Source organism: Paraburkholderia sediminicola, from assembly GCF_046027825.1.
GTDB lineage: Bacteria > Pseudomonadota > Gammaproteobacteria > Burkholderiales > Burkholderiaceae > Paraburkholderia > Paraburkholderia sediminicola_D.
On the sequence record NZ_JAQQDU010000073.1, the window covers coordinates 1 to 26,088 of the forward strand.

26 protein-coding genes and 1 tRNA gene are annotated in these 26,088 nt (G+C 60.2%); all 27 read left to right on the forward strand.

Annotation, left to right across the window (positions count from 1 at the left end; all coding sequences use genetic code 11):
* Positions 1-178 precede the first annotated feature (178 nt).
* The 27 genes from rpsO to PQQ96_RS30615 all read left to right on the forward strand — a co-directional run bounded on the left by rpsO (position 179) and on the right by PQQ96_RS30615 (position 26,062).
* Entirely contained in the window at positions 179-451 is a 273-nt protein-coding gene (gene rpsO, locus PQQ96_RS30485) for a 30S ribosomal protein S15 (protein ID WP_090688003.1), read from the forward strand.
* 330 nt (positions 452-781) lie between these two features.
* Complete coding sequence (pnp, locus tag PQQ96_RS30490; protein ID WP_408299489.1) at positions 782-2,929, forward strand: polyribonucleotide nucleotidyltransferase; 2,148 nt, start codon at positions 782-784, stop codon at positions 2,927-2,929.
* Between the two features lie 210 nt (positions 2,930-3,139).
* A complete protein-coding gene (locus tag PQQ96_RS30495) occupies positions 3,140-4,156 on the forward strand; it encodes an NAD(P)H-quinone oxidoreductase (RefSeq protein WP_408299491.1) in 1,017 nt (338 codons plus the stop codon).
* Positions 4,157-4,277: 121 nt separating this feature from the next.
* Positions 4,278-5,057 carry a triose-phosphate isomerase gene (gene tpiA / locus PQQ96_RS30500; protein ID WP_408299493.1) on the forward strand — a complete coding sequence of 260 codons (780 nt, stop codon included), beginning with the start codon at positions 4,278-4,280 and terminating at the stop codon, positions 5,055-5,057.
* An 82-nt stretch (positions 5,058-5,139) separates the two neighbouring features.
* Positions 5,140-5,517, forward strand: coding sequence for a preprotein translocase subunit SecG (gene secG, locus PQQ96_RS30505; RefSeq protein ID WP_408299495.1), 378 nt, complete (start codon positions 5,140-5,142; stop codon positions 5,515-5,517).
* Between the two features lie 112 nt (positions 5,518-5,629).
* Positions 5,630-5,714, forward strand: a tRNA-Leu gene (locus tag PQQ96_RS30510).
* Positions 5,715-5,875: 161 nt separating this feature from the next.
* Positions 5,876-6,235 carry an NADH-quinone oxidoreductase subunit A gene (locus PQQ96_RS30515; protein WP_007175615.1) on the forward strand — a complete coding sequence of 120 codons (360 nt, stop codon included), beginning with the start codon at positions 5,876-5,878 and terminating at the stop codon, positions 6,233-6,235.
* Positions 6,236-6,298: 63 nt separating this feature from the next.
* Positions 6,299-6,778 carry a NuoB/complex I 20 kDa subunit family protein gene (locus PQQ96_RS30520; protein ID WP_006052903.1) on the forward strand — a complete coding sequence of 160 codons (480 nt, stop codon included), beginning with the start codon at positions 6,299-6,301 and terminating at the stop codon, positions 6,776-6,778.
* A 21-nt stretch (positions 6,779-6,799) separates the two neighbouring features.
* Positions 6,800-7,402: an NADH-quinone oxidoreductase subunit C gene (locus PQQ96_RS30525; RefSeq protein ID WP_408299497.1), complete on the forward strand. Its 603-nt coding sequence runs from the start codon at positions 6,800-6,802 to the stop codon at positions 7,400-7,402.
* A gap of 9 nt (positions 7,403-7,411) precedes the next feature.
* Complete coding sequence (locus PQQ96_RS30530; protein ID WP_169489257.1) at positions 7,412-8,665, forward strand: NADH-quinone oxidoreductase subunit D; 1,254 nt, start codon at positions 7,412-7,414, stop codon at positions 8,663-8,665.
* A gap of 131 nt (positions 8,666-8,796) precedes the next feature.
* Positions 8,797-9,282 (forward strand): NADH-quinone oxidoreductase subunit NuoE, encoded by a 486-nt coding sequence (nuoE, locus tag PQQ96_RS30535; RefSeq protein ID WP_325046510.1) that lies wholly within the window; start codon positions 8,797-8,799, stop codon positions 9,280-9,282.
* On the forward strand, positions 9,279-10,607 hold the full coding sequence (gene nuoF / locus PQQ96_RS30540) for an NADH-quinone oxidoreductase subunit NuoF (protein ID WP_408299499.1): 1,329 nt from the start codon (positions 9,279-9,281) through the stop codon (positions 10,605-10,607). The genes nuoE and nuoF overlap by 4 nt, the downstream gene beginning before the upstream one ends.
* A gap of 125 nt (positions 10,608-10,732) precedes the next feature.
* Positions 10,733-13,066: an NADH-quinone oxidoreductase subunit NuoG gene (gene nuoG, locus PQQ96_RS30545; RefSeq protein WP_408299501.1), complete on the forward strand. Its 2,334-nt coding sequence runs from the start codon at positions 10,733-10,735 to the stop codon at positions 13,064-13,066.
* The gene (gene nuoH / locus PQQ96_RS30550) at positions 13,067-14,131 is read left to right on the forward strand and encodes an NADH-quinone oxidoreductase subunit NuoH (protein ID WP_172168824.1); all 1,065 of its coding nucleotides are present in this window, start codon (positions 13,067-13,069) and stop codon (positions 14,129-14,131) included.
* A 15-nt stretch (positions 14,132-14,146) separates the two neighbouring features.
* Positions 14,147-14,635 carry an NADH-quinone oxidoreductase subunit NuoI gene (gene nuoI, locus PQQ96_RS30555; RefSeq protein ID WP_054034957.1) on the forward strand — a complete coding sequence of 163 codons (489 nt, stop codon included), beginning with the start codon at positions 14,147-14,149 and terminating at the stop codon, positions 14,633-14,635.
* Positions 14,636-14,816: 181 nt separating this feature from the next.
* The gene (locus PQQ96_RS30560) at positions 14,817-15,500 is read left to right on the forward strand and encodes an NADH-quinone oxidoreductase subunit J (protein ID WP_408299503.1); all 684 of its coding nucleotides are present in this window, start codon (positions 14,817-14,819) and stop codon (positions 15,498-15,500) included.
* A gap of 20 nt (positions 15,501-15,520) precedes the next feature.
* Positions 15,521-15,826: an NADH-quinone oxidoreductase subunit NuoK gene (nuoK, locus tag PQQ96_RS30565; protein WP_027795463.1), complete on the forward strand. Its 306-nt coding sequence runs from the start codon at positions 15,521-15,523 to the stop codon at positions 15,824-15,826.
* A gap of 17 nt (positions 15,827-15,843) precedes the next feature.
* Positions 15,844-17,916 carry an NADH-quinone oxidoreductase subunit L gene (gene nuoL, locus PQQ96_RS30570; RefSeq protein WP_408299505.1) on the forward strand — a complete coding sequence of 691 codons (2,073 nt, stop codon included), beginning with the start codon at positions 15,844-15,846 and terminating at the stop codon, positions 17,914-17,916.
* A gap of 14 nt (positions 17,917-17,930) precedes the next feature.
* Positions 17,931-19,421, forward strand: coding sequence for an NADH-quinone oxidoreductase subunit M (locus tag PQQ96_RS30575; RefSeq protein ID WP_408299507.1), 1,491 nt, complete (start codon positions 17,931-17,933; stop codon positions 19,419-19,421).
* 25 nt (positions 19,422-19,446) lie between these two features.
* Complete coding sequence (nuoN, locus tag PQQ96_RS30580) at positions 19,447-20,919, forward strand: NADH-quinone oxidoreductase subunit NuoN (RefSeq protein WP_408299509.1); 1,473 nt, start codon at positions 19,447-19,449, stop codon at positions 20,917-20,919.
* On the forward strand, positions 20,919-21,215 hold the full coding sequence (locus PQQ96_RS30585; RefSeq protein WP_007175603.1) for a DUF2818 family protein: 297 nt from the start codon (positions 20,919-20,921) through the stop codon (positions 21,213-21,215). Before nuoN ends, PQQ96_RS30585 begins: the two co-directional genes overlap by 1 nt.
* Positions 21,216-21,257: 42 nt before the next feature.
* Positions 21,258-21,842, forward strand: coding sequence for an NUDIX domain-containing protein (locus PQQ96_RS30590; RefSeq protein ID WP_408299511.1), 585 nt, complete (start codon positions 21,258-21,260; stop codon positions 21,840-21,842).
* Positions 21,843-22,180: 338 nt separating this feature from the next.
* Entirely contained in the window at positions 22,181-22,429 is a 249-nt protein-coding gene (locus PQQ96_RS30595; protein ID WP_408299513.1) for a hypothetical protein, read from the forward strand.
* 49 nt (positions 22,430-22,478) lie between these two features.
* Positions 22,479-23,003, forward strand: a complete 525-nt coding sequence (locus PQQ96_RS30600) for a helix-turn-helix transcriptional regulator (protein ID WP_408299515.1) — start codon at positions 22,479-22,481, stop codon at positions 23,001-23,003.
* A gap of 250 nt (positions 23,004-23,253) precedes the next feature.
* Positions 23,254-23,679 carry a DUF1178 family protein gene (locus PQQ96_RS30605; RefSeq protein ID WP_408299517.1) on the forward strand — a complete coding sequence of 142 codons (426 nt, stop codon included), beginning with the start codon at positions 23,254-23,256 and terminating at the stop codon, positions 23,677-23,679.
* A 48-nt stretch (positions 23,680-23,727) separates the two neighbouring features.
* A complete protein-coding gene (locus PQQ96_RS30610; RefSeq protein ID WP_408299519.1) occupies positions 23,728-24,924 on the forward strand; it encodes an acyl-CoA dehydrogenase family protein in 1,197 nt (398 codons plus the stop codon).
* 10 nt (positions 24,925-24,934) lie between these two features.
* Complete coding sequence (locus PQQ96_RS30615; RefSeq protein ID WP_408299521.1) at positions 24,935-26,062, forward strand: acyl-CoA dehydrogenase family protein; 1,128 nt, start codon at positions 24,935-24,937, stop codon at positions 26,060-26,062.
* Positions 26,063-26,088 lie beyond the last annotated feature (26 nt).

Consider the following 26,088-nt stretch of genomic DNA (forward strand, 5'->3'; position numbering starts at 1 on the left):
ATCCCCGGCACAGCGGGGTTCGCGGCCGGATCGGGCTGTGCTACAATACGCGTCCCGTTGTCAGGCGTGTTGCATGGTTGTCATGCTTGCAATGCGATTGAATGCGAAAGCACACACGGGTAACCCACGGCACGGCCTTTCTTCCGTGACCGCCTGTCTAGTTCTTAAGGAAATCGACATGTCCGCAGTTGAAGCAAGCAAGAAGTCCGAAGTCGTTGCGCAATTCGCACGCGCAGCTAACGACACCGGCTCCCCCGAAGTTCAGGTCGCGCTGCTCACGACCCGTATCAACGAACTGACCGTTCACTTCAAGGCTCACACGAAGGATCACCACAGCCGCCGCGGTCTGCTGCGCATGGTGAGCCGCCGTCGTAAGCTGCTCGACTACCTGAAGGGTAAGGACGCGGATCGTTACCGCGCACTGATCGAGAAGCTGGGTCTGCGTAAGTAATCGGCCAGTCGTTCAGCAAGATGCCTGTGTCAGTTCCACTGATACAGGCATTTTGTTTTTGCACGGTGTGCTTCATGTGACGCGCACTGCCTGCCGGTCGCGCTAGCGTGACGATTCATGCGGTGGCTAGCAGGAAAATAGCAGTAAGAAAAGCAGCAAAAAAGCGGAAATATGGCCGGGCCTCAGGGCAGAGCTTTGTGTCATTCCAGCGGTTCGCGCGCGTAGAGCGTGGTTCTCTGGAATGGCATAACACTACTCTCCCCATGTGGCGCCGGTCCTGGCGTTGCCGCGCCGCTTCTGGTCCGCGCGGCATAACGAAGAGGAAAAGCAATGACTATGTTCAACAAGATCGTCAAAGAATTTAAGTGGGGACAACACAACGTTCGCCTCGAAACGGGCGAAATCGCTCGTCAGGCGGGCGGTGCGGTGATCGTCGACGTCGAAGACACCGTTGTGCTGGCTACTGTGGTCGGCGCCAAGACCGCCAAGCCGGGCCAGGACTTCTTCCCGCTGACCGTCGATTACCTCGAAAAGACCTACGCTGCAGGCAAGATCCCGGGTGGTTTCTTCCGCCGTGAGGGCCGTCCGTCGGAAGGCGAAACGCTGATTTCGCGCCTGATCGACCGACCGCTCCGTCCGCTGTTCCCGGAAGGCTTCTACAACGAAGTCCAGGTCGTGATCCACGTTCTGTCGCTGAACCCCGAAATCCCCGCTGACATCCCCGCGCTGATCGGCGCGTCGGCGGCGCTCGCCATCTCCGGTCTGCCGTTCAACGGCCCGGTCGGCGCAGCACGCGTGGCTTACATCAACAACGAATACGTGTTGAACCCGACGCGTCCGCAGATGAAGGAATCGGCACTCGACCTGATCGTCGCCGGTACGGAACGCGCGGTGCTGATGGTGGAATCGGAAGCGCAACAACTGTCCGAAGAAATCATGCTCGGCGCAGTGGTGTTCGGCCACGAACAAATGCAAGTCGCGATCGACGTGATCCATGAGATGGTTCGCGAAGGTGGCAAGCCGGAATGGGATTGGAAGCCGGCCGCCAAGAATGAGCCGCTGATCGCCCGCGTGTCGGAACTGGCGCAAGCCGATCTGCTCGCCGCTTATCAGATCCGCGACAAGCAAGCTCGTTCGGCCAAGCTGAAGGAAGTCTACGCAGCAACGTCGGCCAAGCTGGAAGAAGAAGCCGCGGCAGCCGGCACCGTTGCAGCCGACAAGGCTAGCGTCGGCAATGTGCTGTTCGACATCGAAGCGAAGATCGTCCGTACCCAGATCTTGAACGGCGAGCCGCGTATCGACGGCCGCGACACGCGCACGGTGCGCCCGATCGAAATCCGTACCGGCGTGCTGCCGCGTACGCACGGCTCAGCCTTGTTCACGCGTGGCGAAACGCAGGCCATGGTGGTCGCAACGCTGGGCACGAAGGGCGACGAGCAGAACATCGACGCGCTCGAAGGCGAGTACCGCGAGCGCTTCATGCTCCACTACAACATGCCTCCGTTCGCGACCGGCGAAACGGGCCGCGTCGGTTCGCCGAAGCGCCGTGAAATCGGTCACGGTCGTCTGGCCAAGCGCGCGCTGGCTGCCTGCCTGCCGAGCGCCGACGAATTCGGCTACTCGATCCGCGTGGTGTCGGAAATCACCGAATCGAATGGTTCGTCGTCGATGGCTTCGGTGTGTGGCGGCTGCCTCGCACTGATGGACGCCGGCGTGCCGATGAAGGCGCACGTCGCCGGCATCGCCATGGGCCTGATCCTGGAAGGCAACAAGTTTGCCGTGCTGACCGACATCCTCGGCGACGAAGATCACCTCGGCGACATGGACTTCAAGGTGGCAGGTACCGAACAAGGCGTGACCGCGCTGCAGATGGACATCAAGATCCAGGGCATCACCAAGGAAATCATGCAGGTCGCCCTCGCGCAAGCGAAGGAAGGCCGTATGCACATCCTCGGCAAGATGACCTCGGCTGTGTCGGGCGCGAACACGGTGCTGTCGGACTACGCACCGCGCATGATCACCATCAAGATCAATCCGGAAAAGATCCGCGACGTGATCGGCAAGGGTGGTTCGGTGATCCGCGCGCTGACCGAAGAAACCGGCACGACGATCGATATTTCGGACGACGGCGTCGTCACCATCGCCAGCACGAGCAGCGAAGGGATGGCCGAAGCGAAGAAGCGTATCGAGAACATCACGCTGGAAGTCGAAGTGGGCCAAGTGTACGAAGGTACCGTGCTCAAGCTGCTCGATTTCGGCGCGATCGTGAACATTTTGCCGGGCAAGGATGGTCTGTTGCACATCTCCGAAATCGCCAACGAGCGTATCAAGGACATCAACGACTACCTGAAGGACGGCCAGCAAGTGAAGGTCAAGGTCATCCAGACGGACGAAAAGGGCCGCGTGCGTTTGTCGGCCAAGGCGTTGCTGAACGACGCCGCGAACGGCGCGCCGCAAGGCGAACCGACGCCGCAGTAATGCGGTAGCAGGGCGACGGCCGGCAGCGCAAACGCGCGCCGGCCGTTTTTCATGAAGGGTGCAGGGTGGATTGCGTTGCAAACAGAAGCGCGCAGACGCAAGCAGGTGCAAACCGGCATAAGCGGGTACTCTGTTTGCATGAAGCGCTTCGTCGCAGCTCAGACGATTTCCGTCAGTAGGCAACGCAATCCAATCTTGGAGTAGACGCAGATGAAAGCGATCGAAATCACCGAATTCGGCGCGCCGGAAGTTCTCAAGCTGGCGGAGCGGCCGATGCCGCAGCCGAAAGCGGGCGAGGTACTGATCAAGGTGGCAGCATCCGGCATCAACCGTCCGGACGTGTTCCAGCGCAAAGGCGGCTACGCGCCGCCGCCGGGTGCTTCGGATCTGCCGGGGCTGGAAGTGGCGGGTGAGATCGTCGGCGGCACCATCGACGAGAAGAACAACCCGTTCGGTCTGAAAGTGGGTGACCGCGTGTGTGCCTTGCTCGCCGGTGGCGGTTACGCGGAATATGCAACCGCGCCGCTGTTGCAGTGTCTGCCGGTACCCACCGGATTGTCGGACGTCGAGGCGGCTTCGCTGCCGGAAACATTCTTCACGGTGTGGAGCAATGTGTTCGACCGTGCACAGCTCGGCAAGGGCGAAGGCGCCCCAAACGAGACATTGCTGGTGCAGGGCGGCTCGAGTGGCATTGGCGTGACGGCGATCCAGATCGCGCACGCGCTGGGTTTCCGTGTGTTCGCTACGGCCGGGTCGGATGAAAAGTGCCGCGCCTGCGAGGCGCTCGGCGCCGAACGTGCGATCAACTACAAAACTGAAGATTTCGTCGAGGTCATCAAATCGCTGACGAACGATCGCGGTGTCGACGTGATCCTCGACATGGTGGCGGGCAGTTATGTGCCGCGCGAGCTGACGGCGTTGGCCGACGGTGGCCGCATCGTGCTGATCGCCTTGCTGGGCGGCGCGAAGGCGGAGCTGAATCTGAACGAAGTGCTGCGTCGCCGTTTGACGGTGACGGGTTCGACGTTGCGCCCGCGGCCGATCGAGTTCAAGGCGAAGATCGCCGCGCAGTTGAAGGCGCGCGTGTGGCAGCACCTCGAAGATGGCCGTATCAAGCCGGTGGTGCATCGTGTGTTTCCGGCGGCGCAGGCCGCTGAAGCGCACGCGCTGATGGAAAGCAGCACGCACGTCGGCAAGATCGTATTGACTTGGGGTCAGGACGCTTGACACGGTCGGTTTGACCCGATCCACCCCACGCAGTAAAATTGCGCGTTTTGCGCACGCCGCATGAATCCGAAAGGCGGGCTGTAAGCGCAAACCAAGTCCGCCGCCAATACAAGACGAGACGATGTCGAAACAACGAGCCAAGCTGGTAGTCGGTAACTGGAAGATGCACGGGCGCCTCGCCGCGAACGCAACGCTGTTGCAAGCGGTGGCGCAAGGCGCTGGCGAATTGCCGGCTGATGTGCGCGTTGGCGTCTGTGTGCCGTCTCCTTATCTCGCGCAGACTCAAGCGTTGCTGGAAAGCAGCAGGGTCGTGTGGGGCGTGCAGGACGTTTCCGCGTTCACGCATGGCGCCTATACCGGCGAAGTAGCAGCGCAGATGGTGGTGGATTTCGGCGCCACGCTTGCGATCGTTGGGCACTCGGAGCGCCGCGCTTACCATCGTGAAAGCTCGGAGTTGGTGGCGGTGAAGACGCAGCGTGCGTTGGAAGCGGGTTTGACCCCGATCGTATGTGTCGGCGAAACGCTCGAAGAGCGTGAGGCCGGTTCGACGGAGCAGGTGGTCGGCGCGCAACTGGACGAAGTGCTGGCGAAGCTGTCGGTGGACGACGCGGCACGTATCGTTGTCGCGTATGAACCGGTCTGGGCGATCGGCACGGGCAAGAGCGCAACGTCGGATCAGGCGCAGGCTGTGCATGCGTTCCTGCGTTCGCGTCTGGCGGCAAAGGGCGCGGCGGTGGCGGATGTGCCGTTGTTGTACGGCGGGAGTGTGAAACCGGAGAACGCGGAAGAATTGTTTCGCGAGCCGGATATCGACGGCGGCCTGATCGGCGGCGCGTCGTTGAAAGACCAGGATTTCCTGGCGATCTGCAAGGCCGCGGCTGCGACAAGCGTCGCCGGTTAAGCAGGGCGCCTCGGCGAGGATGACCCAATCCCGCGCGGCACACTTTGTGTGGCGCGGTTAAATAAAGACTCAGGTGAGTGTGATGCTGTATTTGAAAACATTGATTATCGTCGTTCAGTTGTTGTCGGCACTCGGGGTCATTGGCCTTGTCTTGCTGCAACACGGCAAAGGCGCCGATATGGGCGCTGCTTTCGGTAGCGGCGCATCGGGTAGCCTGTTCGGCGCGACCGGTTCGGCAAACTTTTTGTCGCGTACCACGGCCGTCCTCGCAGCCGTGTTTTTTGTCACGACATTGACGCTCACGTACCTCGGCGCGTATCGTGCGAAACCGTCCGCAGGCTTGCTGGGCACGGCTGTGACTGCGCCGGTCGCGGCTTCCGCTGCGGCTCTACCGGCGGGTGGCTCGGCAGTATTGCCGGCGTCGGCTGCATCCGTCCCCGCTACGGATGTCCCGAAATAAATTTTCGTTCAAAGTGCTTTTGTGCGTTGAACAAACTGTTTAGACCAGTTACAATCTAAGTCTTGAAGCGATTCGCGGGTTTTATAAGTTGTTTTCCCGGATTGCAGTTAGTGCCGACGTGGTGAAATTGGTAGACACGCTATCTTGAGGGGGTAGTGGCGAAAGCTGTGCGAGTTCGAGTCTCGCCGTCGGCACCAAATGTTATCTAAATGCCAGCCGCTTGCTTCGCTTCGGCTGGCATTTTCACTTCTGACGCGCGGCTTGCGTTGGGCTTGCGGCATGTGCGTTGCCGAAGTGATTTCGCGTCAGGAGTGCTATGCTCTTGGCGGCATTCAGAACCAACCGAAAGAGGATAGTCTTGAACCTCGCAGCCTATTTCCCCGTCTTGTTGTTCCTCATTGTGGGCACCGGTTTAGGCGTAGCACTGGTCAGCATCGGCAAGATCCTCGGTCCCAACAAGCCCGATACCGAGAAAAACGCACCGTACGAGTGCGGCTTCGAAGCATTCGAAGATGCGCGCATGAAGTTCGACGTGCGCTACTACCTCGTCGCCATTCTCTTCATCATTTTCGACCTTGAAACCGCGTTCCTGTTCCCGTGGGGTGTGGCCCTGCGCGACATCGGCTGGCCTGGCTTCATGGCGATGATGATTTTCCTGCTCGAATTCCTGTTGGGCTTTGCCTATATCTGGAAGAAGGGCGGCCTCGACTGGGAATGATGGATTAATCACCGGTTTGCGTGGGTGGCCAAGGCTTGCCGCCCCGTCTGGAGTGGAAAGCAAATGAGTATCGAAGGGGTCTTGAAGGAAGGGTTTGTCACCACGACGGCAGACAAACTGATCAACTGGACGCGCACCGGCTCGTTGTGGCCGATGACGTTCGGTCTCGCGTGCTGCGCGGTCGAGATGATGCATGCGGGCGCTGCCCGTTATGACCTTGACCGTTTCGGCGTGGTGTTTCGTCCGAGTCCGCGTCAGTCGGACGTGATGATCGTCGCCGGCACGCTGTGCAACAAGATGGCGCCGGCTCTGCGCAAGGTCTACGACCAGATGGCCGAGCCGCGCTGGGTGATTTCGATGGGCTCGTGCGCGAACGGCGGCGGCTACTACCATTATTCCTATTCGGTAGTGCGCGGCTGTGATCGGATCGTGCCGGTCGACGTCTATGTGCCGGGTTGCCCGCCTACGGCGGAAGCGCTGGTGTATGGCGTGATCCAGCTGCAGGCCAAGATCCGTCGCACCAATACCATCGCCCGTCAATAAGGCCAACGCCTCCCCCACAATATGGCAAGCAAACTCGAGACCCTGAAAGCGAACCTCGAGGCGGCCTTTGGCGGCCTCCTGCTGAGCACCACCGAGGCAGTCGGTGAGTTGACGATCGTCGTGAAGGCGAGCGACTACATCCACGTGGCAACGCGTCTGCGCGGCGACCGCTTGTTCGGTTTCGAGCAGTTGATGGATCTGTGCGGTGTCGACTATCAGACCTACGGCGATGGCGCATACGACGGTCCGCGTTTCGCGGCCGTTCTGCATTTGTTGTCGGTGCAGAACAACTGGCGTCTGCGTCTGCGTGTGTTCGCGCCGGACGACGAAGTACCGATCGTCGCGTCAGTCGTCGATATCTGGAGTTCGGCCAACTGGTACGAGCGCGAAGCATTCGACCTGTACGGCATCGTCTTCGAGGGTCACCCGGACCTGCGCCGCATCCTGACCGACTACGGTTTCATTGGTCACCCGTTCCGTAAAGATTTCCCTGTCTCCGGCTACGTTGAAATGCGTTACGACCCGGAAGAGAAGCGCGTCGTCTATCAGCCTGTGACGATCGAGCCGCGGGAAATCACGCCGCGCGTGATCCGCGAGGATCGCTATGGCGGTCTGAAACACTAAGAGAACGCCATGGCAGAGATCAAGAACTACACGCTCAACTTCGGTCCTCAGCACCCGGCCGCGCACGGTGTGCTGCGCCTCGTGCTCGAACTCGACGGCGAAGTCATCCAGCGCGCCGATCCGCACATCGGCCTCCTGCATCGCGCGACTGAAAAGCTCGCGGAAACCAAAACCTTCATCCAGTCTGTGCCGTATATGGACCGCCTCGACTACGTGTCGATGATGGTCAACGAGCACGGCTACGTGATGGCGATTGAAAAGCTGCTCGGCATCGAAGTGCCGATTCGCGCGCAGTACATCCGCGTAATGTTCGACGAAGTCACGCGCGTGCTGAACCATCTGATGTGGATTGGCGCGCACGCGCTCGACGTCGGCGCGATGGCGGTGTTCCTGTATGCGTTCCGTGAGCGCGAAGACCTGATGGACGTGTACGAGGCGGTGTCCGGTGCGCGGATGCACGCGGCTTACTACCGTCCGGGTGGCGTGTACCGCGATCTGCCTGACGCAATGCCGCAATACAAAGCGTCGAAGATCCGCAATGCGAAGGCGTTGTCGAGAATGAACGAGAACCGTCAAGGTTCGCTGCTCGACTTCATCGACGATTTCTTCACGCGTTTCCCGAAGTGCGTCGACGAATACGAAACGCTGCTCACCGACAACCGGATCTGGAAGCAACGTCTGGTCGGTATCGGTGTGGTTAGCCCGGAACGGGCGCTGAACCTCGGTATGACCGGCGCGATGTTGCGCGGCTCGGGCATCGAGTGGGATCTGCGCAAGAAACAGCCGTACGAAGTTTACGACAAGATGGATTTCGACATTCCAGTCGGCGTTAATGGCGACTGCTATGACCGATATCTGGTTCGCGTCGAAGAAATGCGTCAGTCCACGCGAATTGTGAAACAGTGCATTGAGTGGCTGCGTAAGAATCCGGGTCCGGTGATGGTCGACAATCACAAGGTTGCGCCGCCGTCGCGGGTTGGCATGAAGTCGAACATGGAAGAGCTGATTCACCACTTCAAGCTCTTCACGGAAGGCTTCCATGTGCCGGAAGGCGAGGCATACGCGGCCGTCGAACATCCGAAGGGCGAGTTCGGTATCTACCTGATCTCGGACGGCGCGAACAAGCCGTATCGCCTGAAGATTCGCGCGCCGGGCTATGCGCACCTGTCTACGCTCGATGAAATGGCGCGCGGTCACATGATCGCCGACGCCGTGACGATCATCGGTACGCAGGACATCGTGTTCGGCGAAGTGGATCGCTAGGACGTATTCATCGGCGCGCGTCTTCAGATTGCACCGAAGCGCGCGTCAAGAAAAGGAACGCCGGGTCTGTCGCAACATGCAACGCGCGACGGGTTTTCGTTCGGTAGGAATTGAAAGAGTCGTGTCTGAAAATGATCTCAGCTGAAGGCCTGAAAGAAATCGATCGTGCGATCGCGAAGTATCCCGCCGATCAGAAACAGTCCGCCGTGATGTCGGCGTTGACCACTGCTCAGGAAGAGCATGGTTGGCTGTCGCCCGAACTCATGCAGTTCGTTGCGGACTATCTCGGCATGCCGGCGGTCGCCGTGCAGGAGGTGGCTACCTTCTACACGATGTACGAGACCTCGCCGGTCGGCAAGTACAAGATCACGCTCTGCACGAACCTGCCGTGCCAGCTCGGCCCGGACGGCGGCTCCGACAGCGCCGCTGAGTATCTGAAGCAGAAGCTCGGCATCGACTTCGGCGAAACCACGGCTGACGGCAAGTTCACCTTGAAAGAAGGTGAGTGCATGGGCTCGTGCGGCGATGCGCCGGTGATGCTGGTGAACAACCATCGCATGTGCAGCTTCATGAGCCGCGCGAAGATCGACCAGCTGCTCGAGGAGCTTTCGAAATGACGTCTTTACACGATCGTCACATCAAACCGCTGATTCTCGCCGGCCTGAACGGCGAAAACTGGCATCTCGAAGACTATGTGGCGCGCGGCGGTTACGCCCAGCTGCGCCGTATTCTGGAAGAAAAGATTCCGCCCGAGCAGGTGATCGCCGACGTCAAGGCTTCGGGTCTGCGCGGCCGTGGCGGTGCGGGCTTCCCGACCGGTCTGAAGTGGAGCTTCATGCCGCGTCAGTTCCCGGGGCAGAAGTACCTCGTCTGCAATTCGGACGAAGGCGAACCGGGCACGTTCAAGGACCGCGACATCCTGCGTTTCAATCCGCACTCGCTGATTGAAGGCATGGCCATCGGCGCGTATGCGATGGGCATCACGGTCGGCTACAACTATATCCACGGCGAAATCTGGGAAGTCTACAAGCGCTTTGAACAAGCGCTGGAAGAAGCCCGTCGTGCTGGTTTCCTCGGCGACAACATCATGGGTTCGGGCTTCTCGTTCGAACTGCATGCGCACCACGGTTACGGCGCCTACATTTGCGGCGAAGAGACCGCGCTGCTCGAATCGCTTGAAGGCAAGAAAGGCCAGCCGCGCTTCAAGCCGCCGTTCCCGGCGAGCTTCGGCGTCTATGGCAAGCCGACCACGATCAACAACACCGAGACGTTCGCTGCTGTGCCGTTCCTGCTTGCGATCGGACCGCAGAATTACCTCGAGATCGGCAAGCCGAACAACGGCGGCACGAAGATTTTCTCGGTCGCAGGCGACGTCGAACGTCCGGGCAACTATGAAATTCCGCTTGGCACACCGTTCGCGACGCTGATGGAACTGGCCGGTGGCATGCGGGGCGGCAAGAAGATCAAGGCCGTGATTCCTGGTGGCTCGTCGGCACCGGTGATCCCGGGCGACATGATGATGCAGACGGACATGGACTACGACGCGATCGCCAAGGCTGGCTCGATGCTCGGTTCCGGCGCGGTGATCGTGATGGACGAGACGCGTTGCATGGTGCGTTCGCTGCTGCGTCTGTCGTATTTCTATTACGAAGAGTCGTGCGGTCAGTGCACGCCGTGCCGTGAAGGCACTGGCTGGCTGTATCGCGTCGTGCATCGTATCGAACACGGGCAAGGCCGTCCGGAAGATCTGGATCTGCTGAACTCGGTCGCTGAGAACATCATGGGCCGCACGATTTGCGCACTCGGCGATGCAGCGGCCATGCCGGTTCGCGGCATGCTCAAGCACTACTGGGACGAATTCGAATATCACGTCGCCAACAAGCATTGCCTCGTCGGCGGTCACGCCGGTGCGGCAGCGGCGTCGGAAACAGTGGCTGCTTGAGTACGCAGATAAGTACGCTGAACAGGTACGCACCCGAACACGTCATCCGCGGGATTCATCGCCTGAAACGGGCGATGAACAGGGCGAACGATTGAGCGGTAACAGGTTAAGGAAGATTGACCATCATGGTTGAACTTGAAATAGACGGCAAGAAAGTAGAGGTGCCTGAAGGCAGCATGGTGATCCAGGCTGCGCATAAGGTCGACACGTACATTCCTCACTTCTGCTATCACAAGAAGCTGTCGATTGCGGCCAACTGCCGGATGTGTCTGGTCGATGTCGAAAAGATGCCGAAGGCCGTGCCTGCATGCGCCACGCCGGTGTCAGCGGGCATGATCGTGCGCACCAAGTCCGAGAAAGCGGTGAAGGGCCAGCAAGCCGTGATGGAGTTCCTGCTGATCAACCACCCGCTGGATTGCCCGATCTGCGATCAGGGCGGTGAGTGTCAGTTGCAGGATCTGGCCGTGGGCTACGGCAAGTCGGCATCGCGCTATAGCGAAGAAAAGCGCGTCGTGTTCCACAAGAACGTCGGCCCGCTGATCTCGATGGAAGAAATGTCGCGTTGCATTCACTGCACGCGCTGCGTCCGTTTCGGCCAGGAAGTGGCCGGCGTGATGGAACTCGGCATGCTGGGCCGCGGTGAACATTCGGAAATCACGTCCTTCGTCGGCAAGACGGTTGACTCCGAACTGTCGGGCAACATGATCGATCTGTGCCCGGTTGGCGCATTGACCAGCAAGCCGTTCCGTTACAGCGCCCGCACGTGGGAACTGTCGCGCCGCAAGTCGGTGAGCCCGCACGATTCCGTCGGCGCGAACCTTGTGGTGCAAGTCAAGAACAACCGCGTGATGCGTGTTCTGCCGTTCGAAAACGAATCCATCAACGAATGCTGGATTTCGGACAAGGACCGCTTCTCGTACGAAGCCCTGAATAGCCCGGAACGTCTCACGCTGCCGATGCTCAGGCAAGGCGGCAAGTGGGTCGAGACCGACTGGCAAACCGCGCTCGAATATGTGGTCAAGGGTCTGAAGGGCATCAAGGGCGACCACGGCGCGAACGCGCTGGCCGTTCTCGGTAGCGCCCACAGCACCGTCGAAGAACTGTTCCTGTTGAAGCAGCTGGCGCAAGCGGTCGGTACGCCTAACGTCGACTTCCGTCTGCGTCAGTCGGATTTCTCCGCACCCGTCAACGGCGCGCCGTGGCTCGGCACGACGATCGCCGATCTGTCGAACGTGGATTCGGCGCTCGTGATCGGTTCGGATCTGCGCCGCGATCATCCGCTGTTCGCCGCGCGTCTGCGTCAAGCCGCCAAGAGCGGCACGAAGCTCACGCTCGTGCAAGCCACCAACGACGACGCGATGATCCCGCAAGCGCAGCGTGTAGTTGCCGCGCCGTCGGCATGGCTCGACGCGCTGGCCGGCATCGCCGGCGCGGTTTCGGAAGCAAACGGCGTGGCATTGCCGGAAGCCTTCGCCGGCACGCAGCCGACGGACGCCAACAAACAAGTCGCGAAGTCGCTCGCTACCGGCGAACACCGCTTGGTGTTGCTCGGCAACGGCGCGGTCCGTCATCCGGACTTCGCAGCGATTCACGCCGCGGCGCAATGGATCGCAGACGCGACCGGTGCAACGCTGGGTTTTCTCACGGAAGCCGCCAACACGGTTGGCGCGCATCTTGTGAACGCATTGCCGGGCGAAGGTGGTTTGAACGCTCGCGAAGTGTTCGAGCAACCGCGCAAGGGTTATGTGTTGCTGAACGTCGAACCTGAATTCGACACGGCCAATCCGGCGCAGGCTTTGGCCGCGCTGAAGCAGGCTGAAATGGTCGTCGTGATGTCGCCGTTCCAGATGGGCGCTGAATACGCTGACGTCCTGCTACCGATTGCGCCGTTCACGGAAACGGCCGGCACGTTCGTCAATGCCGAAGGTACCGTGCAGACGTTCAACGGCGTCGTGCGCCCGCTCGGCGACACGCGTCCGGCATGGAAGGTCTTGCGTGTGTTGGGTAGCCTGCTGGGCGTGCCGGGCTTCGAATTCGACACTTCAGAAGAAGTGCGCACGGCAGCGCTTGGCGACGGCGAGATCAAGTCGCGTCTGTCGAACAAGACGGGTGCCACGGTTGCACGCGGCAAGGCAGCGAAGGCAGCGGAAGGCAAGTTCGAGCGTATCGCCGACGTGCCGATCTATCATGCTGACGCGCTGGTGCGTCGCGCGGAGTCGCTGCATCTGACGGCAGCGGCGCGCGCAGCGAATTCGGCCGGTCTGCCGGCTGCGCTGTTCGACAAACTGGGTTTGAAGGAAGGCGACGCAGTGCGCGTGCGCCAGGGCGAGCAATCGGTGCAGTTGCCGGCCGTGCGCGACGCGAATCTTGCGGAGACGGTCGTCCGCGTATCGGCAGCTACACCTGCCGGTGCAGCGCTGGGCAGCCTGTTCGGTGAACTGGTGGTGGAGAAGGCGTAAATGAGCTTGTTCGATACGATCAACTCGGGCGGCACCCAGCTTCTCGGTGTGGCATGGCCCACGGTGTGGGCGCTGGTGCGCATCCTGGTGGTGGCCGTCGTGATCCTGCTGTGCGTGGCTTACCTGATTCTCTGGGAGCGTAAGCTGATCGGCTGGATGCACGTGCGTCTCGGCCCGAACCGCGTGGGCCCCGCAGGTTTGCTGCAGCCGATTGCCGACGTGCTGAAGCTGTTGCTGAAAGAAGTGATTCAGCCAGCCCAGGCCAGCCGCTGGATCTACATGATCGCGCCGATCATGGTGGTGGTGCCGGCCTTCGCGGTCTGGGCGGTGATTCCGTTCCAGGCGGGCGCAGTGCTCGGCGACATCAACGCGGGTCTCCTGTACGCGATCGCAATTTCGTCAGTCGGCGTGTACGGCGTGATCCTGGCCGGCTGGGCGTCGAACTCGAAGTACGCGTTCCTCGGTGCCATGCGCGCGGCCGCTCAAATGGTCTCGTACGAAATTTCGATGGGCTTCGCCCTCGTCGTCGTGCTGATGACCTCGGGCAGCCTGAATCTGTCGGACATCGTCACGTCGCAGGAGCGCGGCATTTTCGCCGGCTACGGCTTGAACTTCCTGTCGTGGAACTGGCTGCCGCTCTTGCCGATGTTCGTCGTGTACTTTATCTCGGGCATCGCCGAAACGAACCGTCACCCGTTCGACGTGGTGGAAGGTGAGTCGGAAATCGTCGCGGGCCACATGATCGATTACTCGGGGATGGCGTTTGCGCTGTTCTTCCTCGCCGAGTACATCAACATGATCGTGATCTCGGCGTTGGCTGCAACACTGTTCCTTGGCGGCTGGAGCGCACCGTTCGGCTTCCTGTCGTTTGTCCCGGGCATCGTTTGGCTCGTCGCCAAGGTTTTCTTGCTGCTGTCGGTATTCATCTGGGCGCGTGCCACGTTCCCGCGCTACCGCTATGACCAGATCATGCGTCTGGGCTGGAAGATTTTCATTCCGGTTTGCGTGGTGTGGCTCATCGTGGTCGGCTTCTGGATCATGTCGCCGTTGAATATCTGGAAATAAAGGGCGGATGAACCCATGACCGCAATCCAAAACTTTTTCAAGACCTTCTTCCTGACGGAGCTGCTCAAAGGCCTCGCGCTGACCGGACGTTACACGTTCCAGCGCAAGGTGACGGTGCAGTTCCCGGAAGAGAAGACCCCGATTTCACCGCGTTTCCGCGGCCTGCATGCGCTGCGTCGCTATGAAAACGGCGAAGAACGCTGCATCGCCTGCAAGCTGTGCGAAGCGGTGTGCCCGGCGCTCGCCATCACGATCGAATCGGAAACCCGTGCGGATAACACGCGCCGCACGACGCGCTACGACATCGACCTGACCAAGTGCATCTTCTGCGGTTTCTGCGAAGAGAGCTGCCCGGTCGACTCGATCGTCGAGACGCACATTCTCGAATATCACGGCGAAAAGCGCGGCGACCTGTATTTCACGAAGGACATGCTGCTGGCCGTGGGCGATCGCTATGAAGCGGAGATCGCTGCGAGCAAGGCAGCCGATGCACCGTATCGTTGAAGCGCTTCTGTTGAAGCGGTAAATGCAGCAGTAACACGGCCTGCTGTCGGGCCGAGCGCCGCGGTTTGACCGCCGCGGCACGGCGCACTTGTGCGGTTGTTCTGGCGGTTTCGGCCGCTTTTATCCGCCACACGTGCCAAAGAACAATGCCTGACGATGGCCTAACGATGAACCGGTAATCATGGAATTCACGACCGTACTGTTCTACATCTTCGCGCTGCTCCTGGTGGTTTCAGGGCTGAAGGTGATCACCTCGCGCAACCCGGTTTCGTCCGCACTGTTTCTGGTGCTGGCGTTCTTCAACGCAGCCGCGATCTGGATGCTGCTGCAGGCCGAGTTCCTCGCGATCCTGCTGGTGCTGGTGTATGTCGGCGCGGTGATGGTGCTGTTCCTGTTCGTCGTGATGATGCTGGACATCAACATCGACGTGCTGCGCAAAGACTTCAAACGCTTCGTGCCAATGGCCACGCTGGTAGGCGCGATCATCGTGATCGAGACCGCGCTGATCCTGTGGCACGGCTACGGTGCGACCACCACGGTGCTGCGCGATACCACGGCTGCCGCGAACGGTATGGCCGACTGGTCGAACACCCGCCAGATCGGCAAGGTCATCTACACCGACTACATCTTCGCGTTCGAAGTCGCCGGCCTTGTGCTGCTGGTGGCGATCATCGCGGCAATCGCGCTGACCACGAGTCACAAGAAAGACAGCAAACGTCAGAACGTCAGCGAGCAGGTCAAGGTGCGTGCCAAGGACCGCGTGCGCATCGTGAAGATGGCATCTGAAAAGACCGCGGCAACCGTCGCGGCGGAAGAAGCGGCAGCGGCTGCTGCGGCCGACTCGGCACCCGCTAAGAACAGCTGAGCGGACAGGAGATAGAAATCATGTTGACCCTTGCTCATTACCTTGTCCTTGGTGCGATCCTGTTTGCGATCAGCATCGTCGGCATTTTCCTGAACCGCCGCAACGTCATCATCATCCTGATGGCGATCGAACTGATGCTGCTGGCGGTGAACACCAATTTCGTCGCGTTTTCGCATTACCTCGGCGACATCCATGGCCAGATCTTCGTCTTCTTCGTGCTGACGGTTGCAGCAGCGGAAGCAGCGATCGGCCTGGCGATTCTGGTGACCCTGTTCCGTAGCCTCGACACGATCAATGTCGAGGACCTCGATCAGCTCAAAGGTTAATTTCAGGTAAAGCGGTTATGTCAACGACACTCAATGAAAACCTGCTGCTGGCGATCCCGCTGGCACCGCTGGCCGGCTCCCTGATTGCGGGGCTGTTTGGGAAAGCGGTAGGGCGAGCCGGCGCGCATTCGGTCACGATCCTCGGCGTCGCGATCTCTTTCATCCTCTCGGCCATCGTCTTTTTCGATGTGCTAAACGGCGCCAGCTTCAACGCGACCGTTTATGAGTGGATGACGATTGGCAAGACGAAGTTCGAGATCGGCTTCCTGGTCGACTCGCTGACGGCGATGATGATGTGCGTGGTGACCTTCGTGTCGCTGATGGTGCACATCTACACGATCGGCTACATGGCCGACGACGACGGCTACCAGCGCTTCTTCTCGTACATCGCGCTGTTCACGTTCTCGATGCTGATGCTCGTGATGAGCAACAACTTCCTGCAGCTCTTCTTCGGCTGGGAAGCGGTGGGTCTGGTGTCTTACCTGCTGATCGGCTTCTACTTCACCCGCGAGAGCGCGATCTACGCGAACATGAAAGCGTTCATCGTGAACCGCATCGGCGACTTCGGGTTCCTGCTCGGTATCGGCCTGCTGTTCGCTTTCGCCGGTTCGATGAATTATGGCGACGTGTTCGCGAAGCGCACCGAACTCGCGGCCTTGAGCTTCCCGGGCACGGACTGGGGTCTGCTGACAGTCGCTTGTATTTGCCTCTTCATCGGCGCGATGGGTAAGTCGGCGCAGTTCCCGCTGCACGTCTGGCTGCCGGATTCGATGGAAGGCCCGACGCCGATCTCCGCACTGATTCACGCGGCAACCATGGTGACGGCCGGTATCTTCATGGTCGCGCGCATGTCGCCGCTGTTCGAACTGTCGGATACGGCGCTGTCGTTTGTCATGATTATCGGTGCGATCACGGCGCTGTTCATGGGCTTCCTCGGGATCGTCCAGAACGACATCAAGCGCGTGGTGGCTTACTCGACGCTGTCGCAGCTCGGTTACATGACGGTCGCACTCGGCGCATCGGCTTACTCGGTCGCCATCTTCCACCTGATGACGCACGCGTTCTTCAAGGCGTTGCTGTTCCTCGGCGCGGGTTCTGTGATTATCGGCATGCATCACGATCAGGACATCCGCAACATGGGCGGCCTGCGCAAGTACATGCCGATCACGTGGATCACGTCGCTGGTCGGTTCGCTCGCGCTGATCGGCACGCCGTTCTTCTCGGGCTTCTACTCGAAAGACTCGATCATCGACGCAGTGAAGCTGTCGCATCTGCCGGGTTCGGGTTTCGCATACTTCGCGGTCGTGGCGAGCGTGTTCGTCACTGCGCTGTACTCGTTCCGTATGTACTTCCTGGTGTTCCACGGCAAGGAGCGCTTCCGCGATCCCAAGCATCCGGAATCGCCGATGGGTATCGAGGCCGCAGCGCATGCGCATGACGGTCACGGCCATGACGCACACGGCCATGGTCATGGTCACGACGACCACGCGCACGAGCCGCATGAAACTCCGTGGGTGGTGTGGTTGCCGCTGGTGCTGCTGGCGATTCCGTCGGTGGTGATCGGTGCGATCGGTATCGGCCCGATGCTGTTCGGCGACTTCTTCCAGCACGGCGTGGCGTTCGACAAGGTGATCTTCGTCGGCGAAAACCATCCGGCGCTGCATGACATGGCTGAAGAATTCCAGGGCTGGGCGTCGATGGGCCTGCATTCCGTCTCCGGTCTGCCGGTCTGGCTGGCACTCGCGGGTGTGGTGACCGCGTGGTTCCTGTACCTGGTTCGTCCTGATCTGCCGGCTGTCATCAAGCGCGCGTTCGGTCCGATCTACACGCTGCTCGACAACAAGTACTACATGGACAAGATCAACGAAGTCGTGTTCGCGCGGGGCGCCGTGGCCATTGGCCGTGGTCTCTGGAAGGAAGGCGACGTCGTGGTTATCGACGGCATCGTCAACGGCAGCGCGCGCTTTATTGGCTGGTTTGCCGGCGTGATCCGCTTCCTCCAATCCGGCTACATCTACCACTACGCGTTTGCCATGATTATCGGCATGTTGGGGCTCCTGACCCTGTTTGTAACGCTCGGCGGCAAATAAGGCGAGGGACACTAATGCACGCTTATCCGATTCTCAGTATCGCGATCTGGTTCCCGATCCTCGTAGGTCTCCTGGTCCTGGCTATCGGTTCCGACCGGAACCCGGCTCCGGCGCGCTGGATTGCGCTGATCGGCTCGGTCGTCAGCTTCATCGTGACGATCCCGCTGATTACTGGTTTTGATTCGAGCACGGCCGATCTGCAGTTCGTCGAAAAGGCGAACTGGATCGAGCGCTTCAATATCACGTACCACCTGGGTGTCGACGGCATCTCAATGTGGTTCGTTGTGTTGACCGCATTGATTACGGTGATCGTCGTGATCTCCGCGTGGGAAGTCATCACGAAGAACGTGGCCCAGTACCTCGCTTCGTTCCTGATCCTGTCCGGCATCATGGTCGGCGTGTTCAGCGCAGCGGACGGCATGCTGTTCTACGTGTTCTTCGAAGCGACGCTGATTCCGATGTACATCATCATCGGCGTGTGGGGTGGGGCGAACCGCGTGTATGCGGCGTTCAAGTTCTTCCTGTACACGCTGATGGGCTCGCTGCTGATGCTGGTCGCGTTGCTGTACCTGTACGTCCAGACCGGCACGTTCGATCTGGCTACGTGGCAGAACGCGCAGATCGGCATGACGCCGCAGATATTGTTATTCATAGCCTTCTTCATGGCCTTCGCCGTGAAGGTGCCGATGTGGCCGGTTCACACGTGGTTGCCTGACGCCCACGTGGAAGCGCCGACCGGCGGCTCGGTCGTGCTGGCCGCGATCATGCTGAAGCTGGGCGCCTACGGTTTCGTGCGCTTCTCGCTGCCGATCGCGCCGGACGCAAGCCACTTCCTCGCACCGGTCGTCATTACGCTGTCGCTGATCGCGGTGATCTACATCGGTCTGGTCGCGATGGTGCAGGCCGACATGAAGAAGCTGGTCGCGTATTCGTCGATTGCGCACATGGGTTTCGTGACGCTCGGCTTCTTCATCTTCAACCAGCTCGGTATGGAAGGCGCGATCGTGCAGATGATCTCGCACGGTTTCGTGTCGGGCGCGATGTTCCTGTGCATCGGCGTGTTGTATGACCGTATGCACTCGCGTCAGATCGCCGATTACGGCGGTGTCGTCAACGTGATGCCGAAGTTCGCGGCGTTCGTGATGCTGTTCTCGATGGCCAACTGCGGCTTGCCGGGTACTTCCGGTTTCGTCGGCGAATTCATGGTGATTCTGGCTGCTGTCCAGTACAACTTCTGGATCGCAGGCGGTGCGGCTGTCACGCTGATTCTCGGTGCGGCCTACACGCTGTGGATGTACAAGCGCGTGTACTTCGGCGCGGTCGCCAACGATCACGTGAAGGGTCTTCTCGACATCAACCGTCGCGAATTTTTCATGCTGGCAGTGCTCGCCGCACTGACGCTGTTCATGGGCCTGTATCCGAAGCCCTTTACCGATGTGATGCACGTATCCGTGGAAAACCTCCTCTCCCACGTCGCGCAGTCCAAGCTGCCGTTGCCACAGTAATGCAGAGCGGAGGAATTTAAAGATCATGCAAAACGCCCCTATGACTGCCCTGTTGCCCGACGCACTGGTGATGCTCGCCGTTGTCGTCGCGTGGCTCAACGACACGTTCGTCGGCCAGGCCGGTCGCCGTACCACGTATTTCATTGCGTTCTTCTCGACGCTGATTGCCGGCATCTGGTTCGCGGTGAACGCGTTCGACCCGCAGGTGCACTACTTCTTCGGTCACATGTATGTGGTGGATTCGTTCGCCAGCGTGATGAAGGCAGTGGTGACGCTCGGTTATGCCGTGTCGATCGTTTATTCGCGCCGGTACCTCGAGGATCGCGGGCTGTTCCGCGGCGAGTTCTTCCTGTTGGGTATGTTCTCGTTGCTCGGCCAGCTCGTGATGATCTCCGGCAACAACTTCCTGACGCTGTACCTTGGTCTGGAACTGATGTCGCTGTCGCTGTACGGTGCGATTGCACTGCGTCGTGACGCGGCGCCGTCGAACGAAGCTGCCATGAAGTACTACGTGCTCGGCGCGCTGGCTTCCGGCTTCCTGCTGTATGGTATTTCGATGCTGTATGGCGCGACCGGTTCGCTCGACCTGAACGAAGTGTTCAAGGCGATCGGCACGAGCCACTACGATCCGAGCGTGCTGCTGTTCGGCGTGATCTTCATCGTGGCAGGCGTGGCATTCAAGATGGGTGCGGTGCCGTTCCACATGTGGGTGCCTGACGTGTATCAGGGCGCTCCGACGGCCATGACGCTGATGGTCGGCGGCGGCCCGAAGGTGGCTGCATTCGCATGGGGCCTGCGCTTCCTCGTGATGGGCCTGCTGCCGCTGGCGGTCGAATGGCAGGAAATGCTGGTGATCCTGGCCGCGCTGTCGCTGATCGTCGGCAACATCACGGGTATCGTGCAACGCAACGTCAAGCGTATGCTCGCGTACTCGGCGATTTCGAACATGGGCTTTGTGCTGCTCGGCCTGCTGGCGGGCGTAGTGGATCAGAAGACGACCGGCGCGGCCAATGCGTACGGTTCGGCGATGTACTACAGCATCGTCTACCTGATTACGACGTTGGGCACCTTCGGCGTCATCATGCTGCTGGCACGCCGCGATTTCGAGGCGGACACGCTTGAAGACTTCAAGGGCCTGAATCAACGCAGCCCGGTGTTCGCGTTCGTCATGATGGTGATGATGTTCTCGCTCGCCGGCATCCCGCCTGCAGTCGGTTTCTACGCCAAGCTCGCGGTGCTGCAGGCAACCATGAATGCCGGTTTGACCTGGCTGACCGTGTTGGCCGTGATCACTTCGCTGTTCGGTGCGTTCTACTACCTGCGTATCGTCAAGCTGATGTACTTTGACGAACCGCAAGACAAGTCGCCGATCGTCGCCGACACCAGCACGCGTGCTTTGCTTGCGCTCAATGGTGTTGCGGTGCTGGTGCTCGGTATCGTGCCGGATCCGCTGTTGAAGGCCTGCCTGCAGGCTATCCAGCACACGCTGCTGCTCTGATGTCGGCTGCGGGTTGGTTTATCGTGTTGTTGGCGCTGGTCGGCGCCAACCTGCCGTTCCTGAATCAGCGTCTCTTCGCCGCCGTGCCGTTGAAAGCGGCGAAGAAGAGCGCCTGGATCCGGATCGCCGAGTTGATCGTGCTGTACTTTGTAGTCGGCGCGCTCGGTTTTCTGCTGGAAGCGCGCGCGGGTAACCGCTTCGAACAGGGGTGGCAGTTCTACGCGATCACGTTCGCGTTGTTCGTCGTGTTCGCATTCCCCGGCTTTACCTTCCAGTATCTCGTCAAACGTCGCTGACGGCGTCTCGCTGTCGCGCACCACGCTGTTCTGAGGTCGCATATGGCTGAACTTCCCGATCACGACGCCGCGCTCACCGAGACCTGTCTCGAGAGCAAAACGATCCATCAAGGGCCGTTCCTTACGCTCAAGTGCGATACCGTCCGCTTGCCGGACGGTAAGCAGGCTACCCGCGAGTACGTTCAGCATCCGGGTGCCGTGATGGTGATTCCGCTGTTCGACGACGGCCGCGTGTTGCTGGAAAGCCAGTACCGCTATCCGATGGGCAAGGTCATGGTCGAGTATCCGGCTGGCAAGCTCGATCCGAACGAAGGCGCGCTGGCCTGCGCGAAACGCGAACTGCAGGAAGAGACAGGTTATACGGCGCGCGAGTATGTTTATCTGACGCGCATTCATCCGATCATTTCCTACTCGACGGAATTCATCGATATTTACCTGGCGCGTGGGCTGATTGCCGGCGAGCGCAAACTCGACGACGGTGAATTCCTTGAACTGTTCACCGCCAGCGTCACCGATATGTTGGAATGGGTACGGTCGGGCAAGGTGACGGACGTGAAAACCATCATCGGCACGTTCTGGCTGGAGAAGGTGTTGTCGGGTGCATGGCCAATGGCCGAGCCGCAATAGCGCTCTCGGTTCAGAACGCAGAACGGGCGCGAGTCAGGCGCCGGCTGGACAATCTACAAAAAGCCCCTGTTGGTCTATGACCGGCAGGGGCTTTGTCATTGCGGCCACGATATCGACTCAATGCGCTCCCCCGAGTCTGAAACGCGGGTCTTGTCTTATGCCATCTGACAGTCTCGCCCCACGGCCATTGCCGCTCTAGTATCGACGTCTGGCAACCGGCTTTGTCATCACACTTATTTTGGATAACGAAGGGTGTGAGATGGATTCGATTGTGGTCGCATGCGCACATGGTTGTCACTTGACAACCATGTGCGCATGCCCTAAATTGGAGGGTATAGATGGTTCGTGGAATCCATTCCAGGAAAGAGATCGAGGCCGCGCTGGCTTACGCGGAAAGAAACGGCTGGCGTGTCCAGGGCGGCGGTAAAGGTCACGCCAGGGGAAAGATGTACTGTCCTTACAACGACGCGGAATGTCGTTGCGGCGAGTTCTGTATTTCGAGCGTGTGGAGTACGCCGAAAAGTCCCGGCAATCACGCAAAGCACCTTAGGCGCATCGTCGACAACTGCACGACGCGCCGGCAGTAAAAGTGTTCGAAGGGCAAAGCCCGTGTCTGAATGAAGGCAGGAGTAGCTAATGGAATATGTGTTCACCTTGAAGTACCGGCTCGCTGCGGAAGACTGCGAGCTTGACGCGATCGTCGAGCGGCTGGGCGAAGCCGGATGCGACGACGCTACTATCGGCGTGGGGCAACCGGGGCGCATTGCGCTGTTTTTTACTCGTGAAGGCGCGTCGGCGTTTGAAGCGCTTGTCAGTGCACTCAAAGATATCAAGCAGGCAGTGCCGTCAGCGCGCCTGGTCGAGGCGGGGCCGGATTTCGTCGGCCTCACGGATGCCGCTGAGGTAGCGGGCGTGTCACGGCAAAACATGCGCAAGCTGATGCTGAGCCATGCAATCGATTTTCCGCCACCGGTTCACGAGGGTAGCGCCTCGGTGTGGCATCTGTCGGACATCCTTGACTGGCTGACCGCGCGTGGCGGGTATGAGATCAGGGCAGACGTATTTGACGTCGCGAAATCGGCCAAGCAGATCAACCTCGCCAAAGAGGTGCTCGAACTCGAACCGCGGCTTAACCGTCGGCTCGAGTTGCTTGTGGCGTAAGAGAACCGCAGCGGCAAGCGCGCGAGCCCATGAGCCCCATACGATCAGCGTTCCCTTTCATCTGTGGGGTCGGTATGCCGTTCGCCGATTGAGCCATCTTCGGCAGGCCGTTGCGCAAAGCGTTAAAATCGCCCACCGCGTTCGATTTGTCACCGGCGCCTGGCGTCAACGCGCTGTCCGTAAAAATTTACGAACGACCGTTCACAAATTTCCATTTTGCGCTAAACTGGCACGCAAGCCCTGATTCCACATGAAGGTCCTCGATTTACAGTGTCCGCATGGCCATCGGTTCGAAGGCTGGTTCGCTTCGGCTGATGACTTCGAGTCGCAGCAGTCCCGCAAGCTCGTCGAATGTCCGATCTGCGGTGCGAATGAAGTAAGCCGTTTGCCGTCGGCGCCGCGCCTGAATCTGTCGGGTGCGACCGAAGCGAAAGCCCCTGCGGATACGGGAGAAATGCAGGCGCGCGTTATGCGTGCCCTGCGCGAGGTACTGGAAAAGACTGAGAACGTGGGCGACCGCTTCGCCGAGGAAGCACGGCGCATTCACTACAACGAAGCGCCCGCACGCAATATTCGCGGTGTCACGACACCGGAAGACGCGAAAGCCTTGGTCGAAGAAGGCATCGAAGTGATGCCGCTGCCGGTCCCGGCTGCCTTGAAGGAACCGCTGCAATAGCGCAGTGGCTCACTGGCAGCGGGCGGTTGCGGCCAGGAGACACGACGCATGAATCTGGACTATTCCCCCGCTGACGACGCGTTCCGCGCCGACATCCGCGCTTGGCTCGAAGCGAATCTGCCTCGCGAGCTGAGCGACAAAGTACTCAACCACAAGCGTCTGAATCGCGAAGACTTCGCTGGCTGGCACAAGCTGCTCGGGACGCGCGGCTGGTCGGTCATCGCGTGGCCGAAAGAATACGGCGGCCCAGGCTGGGACGCGACCCAACGGCATATCTGGGACGAAGAGTGCGCGCGTATCGGTGCGCCGTCCGTGCTGCCGTTCGGCGTCTCGATGGTGGCGCCCGTGCTGATGAAGTACGGCAATGAGGCGCAGAAGCGCCACTATCTGCCGCGCATTCTCGACGGTACAGACTGGTGGTGTCAGGGTTACTCCGAACCGGGCTCCGGTTCCGACCTGGCCTCGCTGCGCACGCGTGCCGAGCGCGTTGGCGATCACTACGCAGTCAACGGCCAGAAAACCTGGACTACGCTGGGCCAATACGCCGACATGATGTTCTGCCTCGTGCGTACCGACAGCGGCGCGAAAAAGCAGGAGGGCATCTCGTTCCTGCTGATCGACATGAAAACCCCCGGTATAACCGTGCGCCCGATCATCACGCTCGACGAAGACCACGAAGTCAACGAAGTCTTTTTCGAAGACGTGAAGGTGCCGGTCGACAATCTGGTCGGCGAGGAGAATCGTGGCTGGACCTATGCGAAGTACCTGCTTGGGCACGAGCGTACGGGTATCGCGCGCGTCGGGCAATCGAAGCGCGAACTCGTCTTCCTGAAGCGCCTCGCGCTGGAGCAGAAGAAGAACGGCAAACCGTTGCTGCAAGATCCGGTGTTCGCCGCGAAAGTCGCGAACCTCGAGATCGAACTGATGGCGCTCGAAGTTACCGTGCAACGCGTGGTCGCCAATGAAACGGGCGGACGTGGGCCTGGACCGGAAGCCTCGATGCTCAAGATCAAGGGCACGGAAGTGCAGCAAGCGCTAACCGAACTGATGTTCGAAGCGGTCGGGCCGCTGGCCGCACCGTTTGACGTGCCATTCCTGGAAGGCGAACGCGAACATAGCCTCGCCGGTGACGATGATGCGGCGCCGCTGGCCGCGTACTACTTCAACTTCCGTAAGACGTCGATTTACGGCGGCTCGAACGAAATTCAAAAGAACATCATCGCGCAGATGATTCTCGGACTCTGAGGAGCGGCGCATGGACTTCACTTTCAACGACGAACAACAGCAATTCGCTGACGCGCTGCGCCGCTATCTGGACAAGAGCTACGGATTCGAAGCGCGCCAGGCGATCGTGCAATCGGAATCCGGTGTATCGGACGCGCACTGGGCAGCTTTTACCGAACTGGGTCTGACCGCCTTGCCGGTGCCGGAAGCGCAGGGCGGCTTTAACGGCAGCCCGATCGATATGCTGGTGGTCATGCAGGAGCTTGGCCGTGCTTTGGTGCTCGAGCCGTATTGGGCGACTGCGGTGGGTGTCGAAGCACTCCGGATTGCGGGCGCCGGGCAGGGCGAAGACGTTGCGCTGCTCGAACGCGTGGCTCAGGGCGAGATCAAGCTCGCGGTGGCATTTCACGAGCCGCACGCACGCTACGATCTGTTCGAGGTCGAGACCGTTGCGAACAGGCAGGGCGATAAGCATACGCTGACCGGTACGAAGTCGGTTGTGCTGCATGGGGCACAAGCGGATTACTGGATCGTGCCGGCGCGGTTGAATGGCGAGATCGCGCTCTTTGTGGTCGCCCGCGATGCGGCCGGCGTCAAAGTCACCGACTACCGCACGATCGACGGCCAGCGCGCCGCGACACTCCAGTTCGATAGCACGCCGGCCCGCCAGCTCGCCGGCAAACACGCTGGTGCTGCGGCCCTCGAGCACATCGCGGACTACGGCACGGTATTGTTGTGTGCAGAAGCGGTCGGCGCGCTCGACGCACTGAACCACGCAACGCTCGAGTACACCAAAACGCGCCAACAGTTCGGTCAGCCCATCGCGCGTTTTCAGGCCTTGCAGCATCGCATGGTCGAGATGTTGATTCACGCCGAGCAGGCGCGTTCGGTCACGTATCTCGCGGCCGTGCGTTACACGAGCGCAGACGCCGATGAACGTCGCCGCGCGGTTTCCGCGGCGAAGGCGCGGGTCGGTCAGGCCGCCCGTTTCGTCGGTCAGCAGGCGGTTCAATTGCACGGCGGCATGGGCGTCACGAATGAAGTGGCGGCAGCGCATCTGTTCAAACGTCTTGCTATCATCGAAACCACATTGGGCGATGTCGATCACCATCTTGCGCGGTTCGCCGCGCTGCCGGGATTTGTCACCGCCGAAGCCTGATCAACCGGTCGAATCGGATAGAAAAG

Excerpts from the sequence above, each read along its gene's own strand:
- PQQ96_RS30530 (WP_169489257.1), top strand. The coding sequence starts at position 7,412 with ATGGCAGAGATCAAGAACTACACGCTCAACTTCGGTCCTCAGCACCCG.
- PQQ96_RS30600 (WP_408299515.1), top strand. The coding sequence starts at position 22,479 with ATGGAATATGTGTTCACCTTGAAGTACCGGCTCGCTGCGGAAGACTGC.
- PQQ96_RS30495 (WP_408299491.1), top strand. The coding sequence starts at position 3,140 with ATGAAAGCGATCGAAATCACCGAATTCGGCGCGCCGGAAGTTCTCAAG.
- nuoG (WP_408299501.1), top strand. The coding sequence starts at position 10,733 with ATGGTTGAACTTGAAATAGACGGCAAGAAAGTAGAGGTGCCTGAAGGC.
- PQQ96_RS30525 (WP_408299497.1), top strand. The coding sequence starts at position 6,800 with ATGGCAAGCAAACTCGAGACCCTGAAAGCGAACCTCGAGGCGGCCTTT.
- PQQ96_RS30595 (WP_408299513.1), top strand. The coding sequence starts at position 22,181 with ATGGTTCGTGGAATCCATTCCAGGAAAGAGATCGAGGCCGCGCTGGCT.
- PQQ96_RS30585 (WP_007175603.1), top strand. The coding sequence starts at position 20,919 with ATGTCGGCTGCGGGTTGGTTTATCGTGTTGTTGGCGCTGGTCGGCGCC.
- PQQ96_RS30610 (WP_408299519.1), top strand. The coding sequence starts at position 23,728 with ATGAATCTGGACTATTCCCCCGCTGACGACGCGTTCCGCGCCGACATC.
- rpsO (WP_090688003.1), top strand. The coding sequence starts at position 179 with ATGTCCGCAGTTGAAGCAAGCAAGAAGTCCGAAGTCGTTGCGCAATTC.
- secG (WP_408299495.1), top strand. The coding sequence starts at position 5,140 with ATGCTGTATTTGAAAACATTGATTATCGTCGTTCAGTTGTTGTCGGCA.
- nuoE (WP_325046510.1), top strand. The coding sequence starts at position 8,797 with ATGATCTCAGCTGAAGGCCTGAAAGAAATCGATCGTGCGATCGCGAAG.
- PQQ96_RS30560 (WP_408299503.1), top strand. The coding sequence starts at position 14,817 with ATGGAATTCACGACCGTACTGTTCTACATCTTCGCGCTGCTCCTGGTG.
- nuoH (WP_172168824.1), top strand. The coding sequence starts at position 13,067 with ATGAGCTTGTTCGATACGATCAACTCGGGCGGCACCCAGCTTCTCGGT.
- nuoK (WP_027795463.1), top strand. The coding sequence starts at position 15,521 with ATGTTGACCCTTGCTCATTACCTTGTCCTTGGTGCGATCCTGTTTGCG.
- tpiA (WP_408299493.1), top strand. The coding sequence starts at position 4,278 with ATGTCGAAACAACGAGCCAAGCTGGTAGTCGGTAACTGGAAGATGCAC.
- PQQ96_RS30575 (WP_408299507.1), top strand. The coding sequence starts at position 17,931 with ATGCACGCTTATCCGATTCTCAGTATCGCGATCTGGTTCCCGATCCTC.
- nuoI (WP_054034957.1), top strand. The coding sequence starts at position 14,147 with ATGACCGCAATCCAAAACTTTTTCAAGACCTTCTTCCTGACGGAGCTG.
- nuoF (WP_408299499.1), top strand. The coding sequence starts at position 9,279 with ATGACGTCTTTACACGATCGTCACATCAAACCGCTGATTCTCGCCGGC.
- PQQ96_RS30615 (WP_408299521.1), top strand. The coding sequence starts at position 24,935 with ATGGACTTCACTTTCAACGACGAACAACAGCAATTCGCTGACGCGCTG.
- pnp (WP_408299489.1), top strand. The coding sequence starts at position 782 with ATGACTATGTTCAACAAGATCGTCAAAGAATTTAAGTGGGGACAACAC.
- PQQ96_RS30605 (WP_408299517.1), top strand. The coding sequence starts at position 23,254 with ATGAAGGTCCTCGATTTACAGTGTCCGCATGGCCATCGGTTCGAAGGC.
- nuoN (WP_408299509.1), top strand. The coding sequence starts at position 19,447 with ATGCAAAACGCCCCTATGACTGCCCTGTTGCCCGACGCACTGGTGATG.
- nuoL (WP_408299505.1), top strand. The coding sequence starts at position 15,844 with ATGTCAACGACACTCAATGAAAACCTGCTGCTGGCGATCCCGCTGGCA.
- PQQ96_RS30590 (WP_408299511.1), top strand. The coding sequence starts at position 21,258 with ATGGCTGAACTTCCCGATCACGACGCCGCGCTCACCGAGACCTGTCTC.
- PQQ96_RS30520 (WP_006052903.1), top strand. The coding sequence starts at position 6,299 with ATGAGTATCGAAGGGGTCTTGAAGGAAGGGTTTGTCACCACGACGGCA.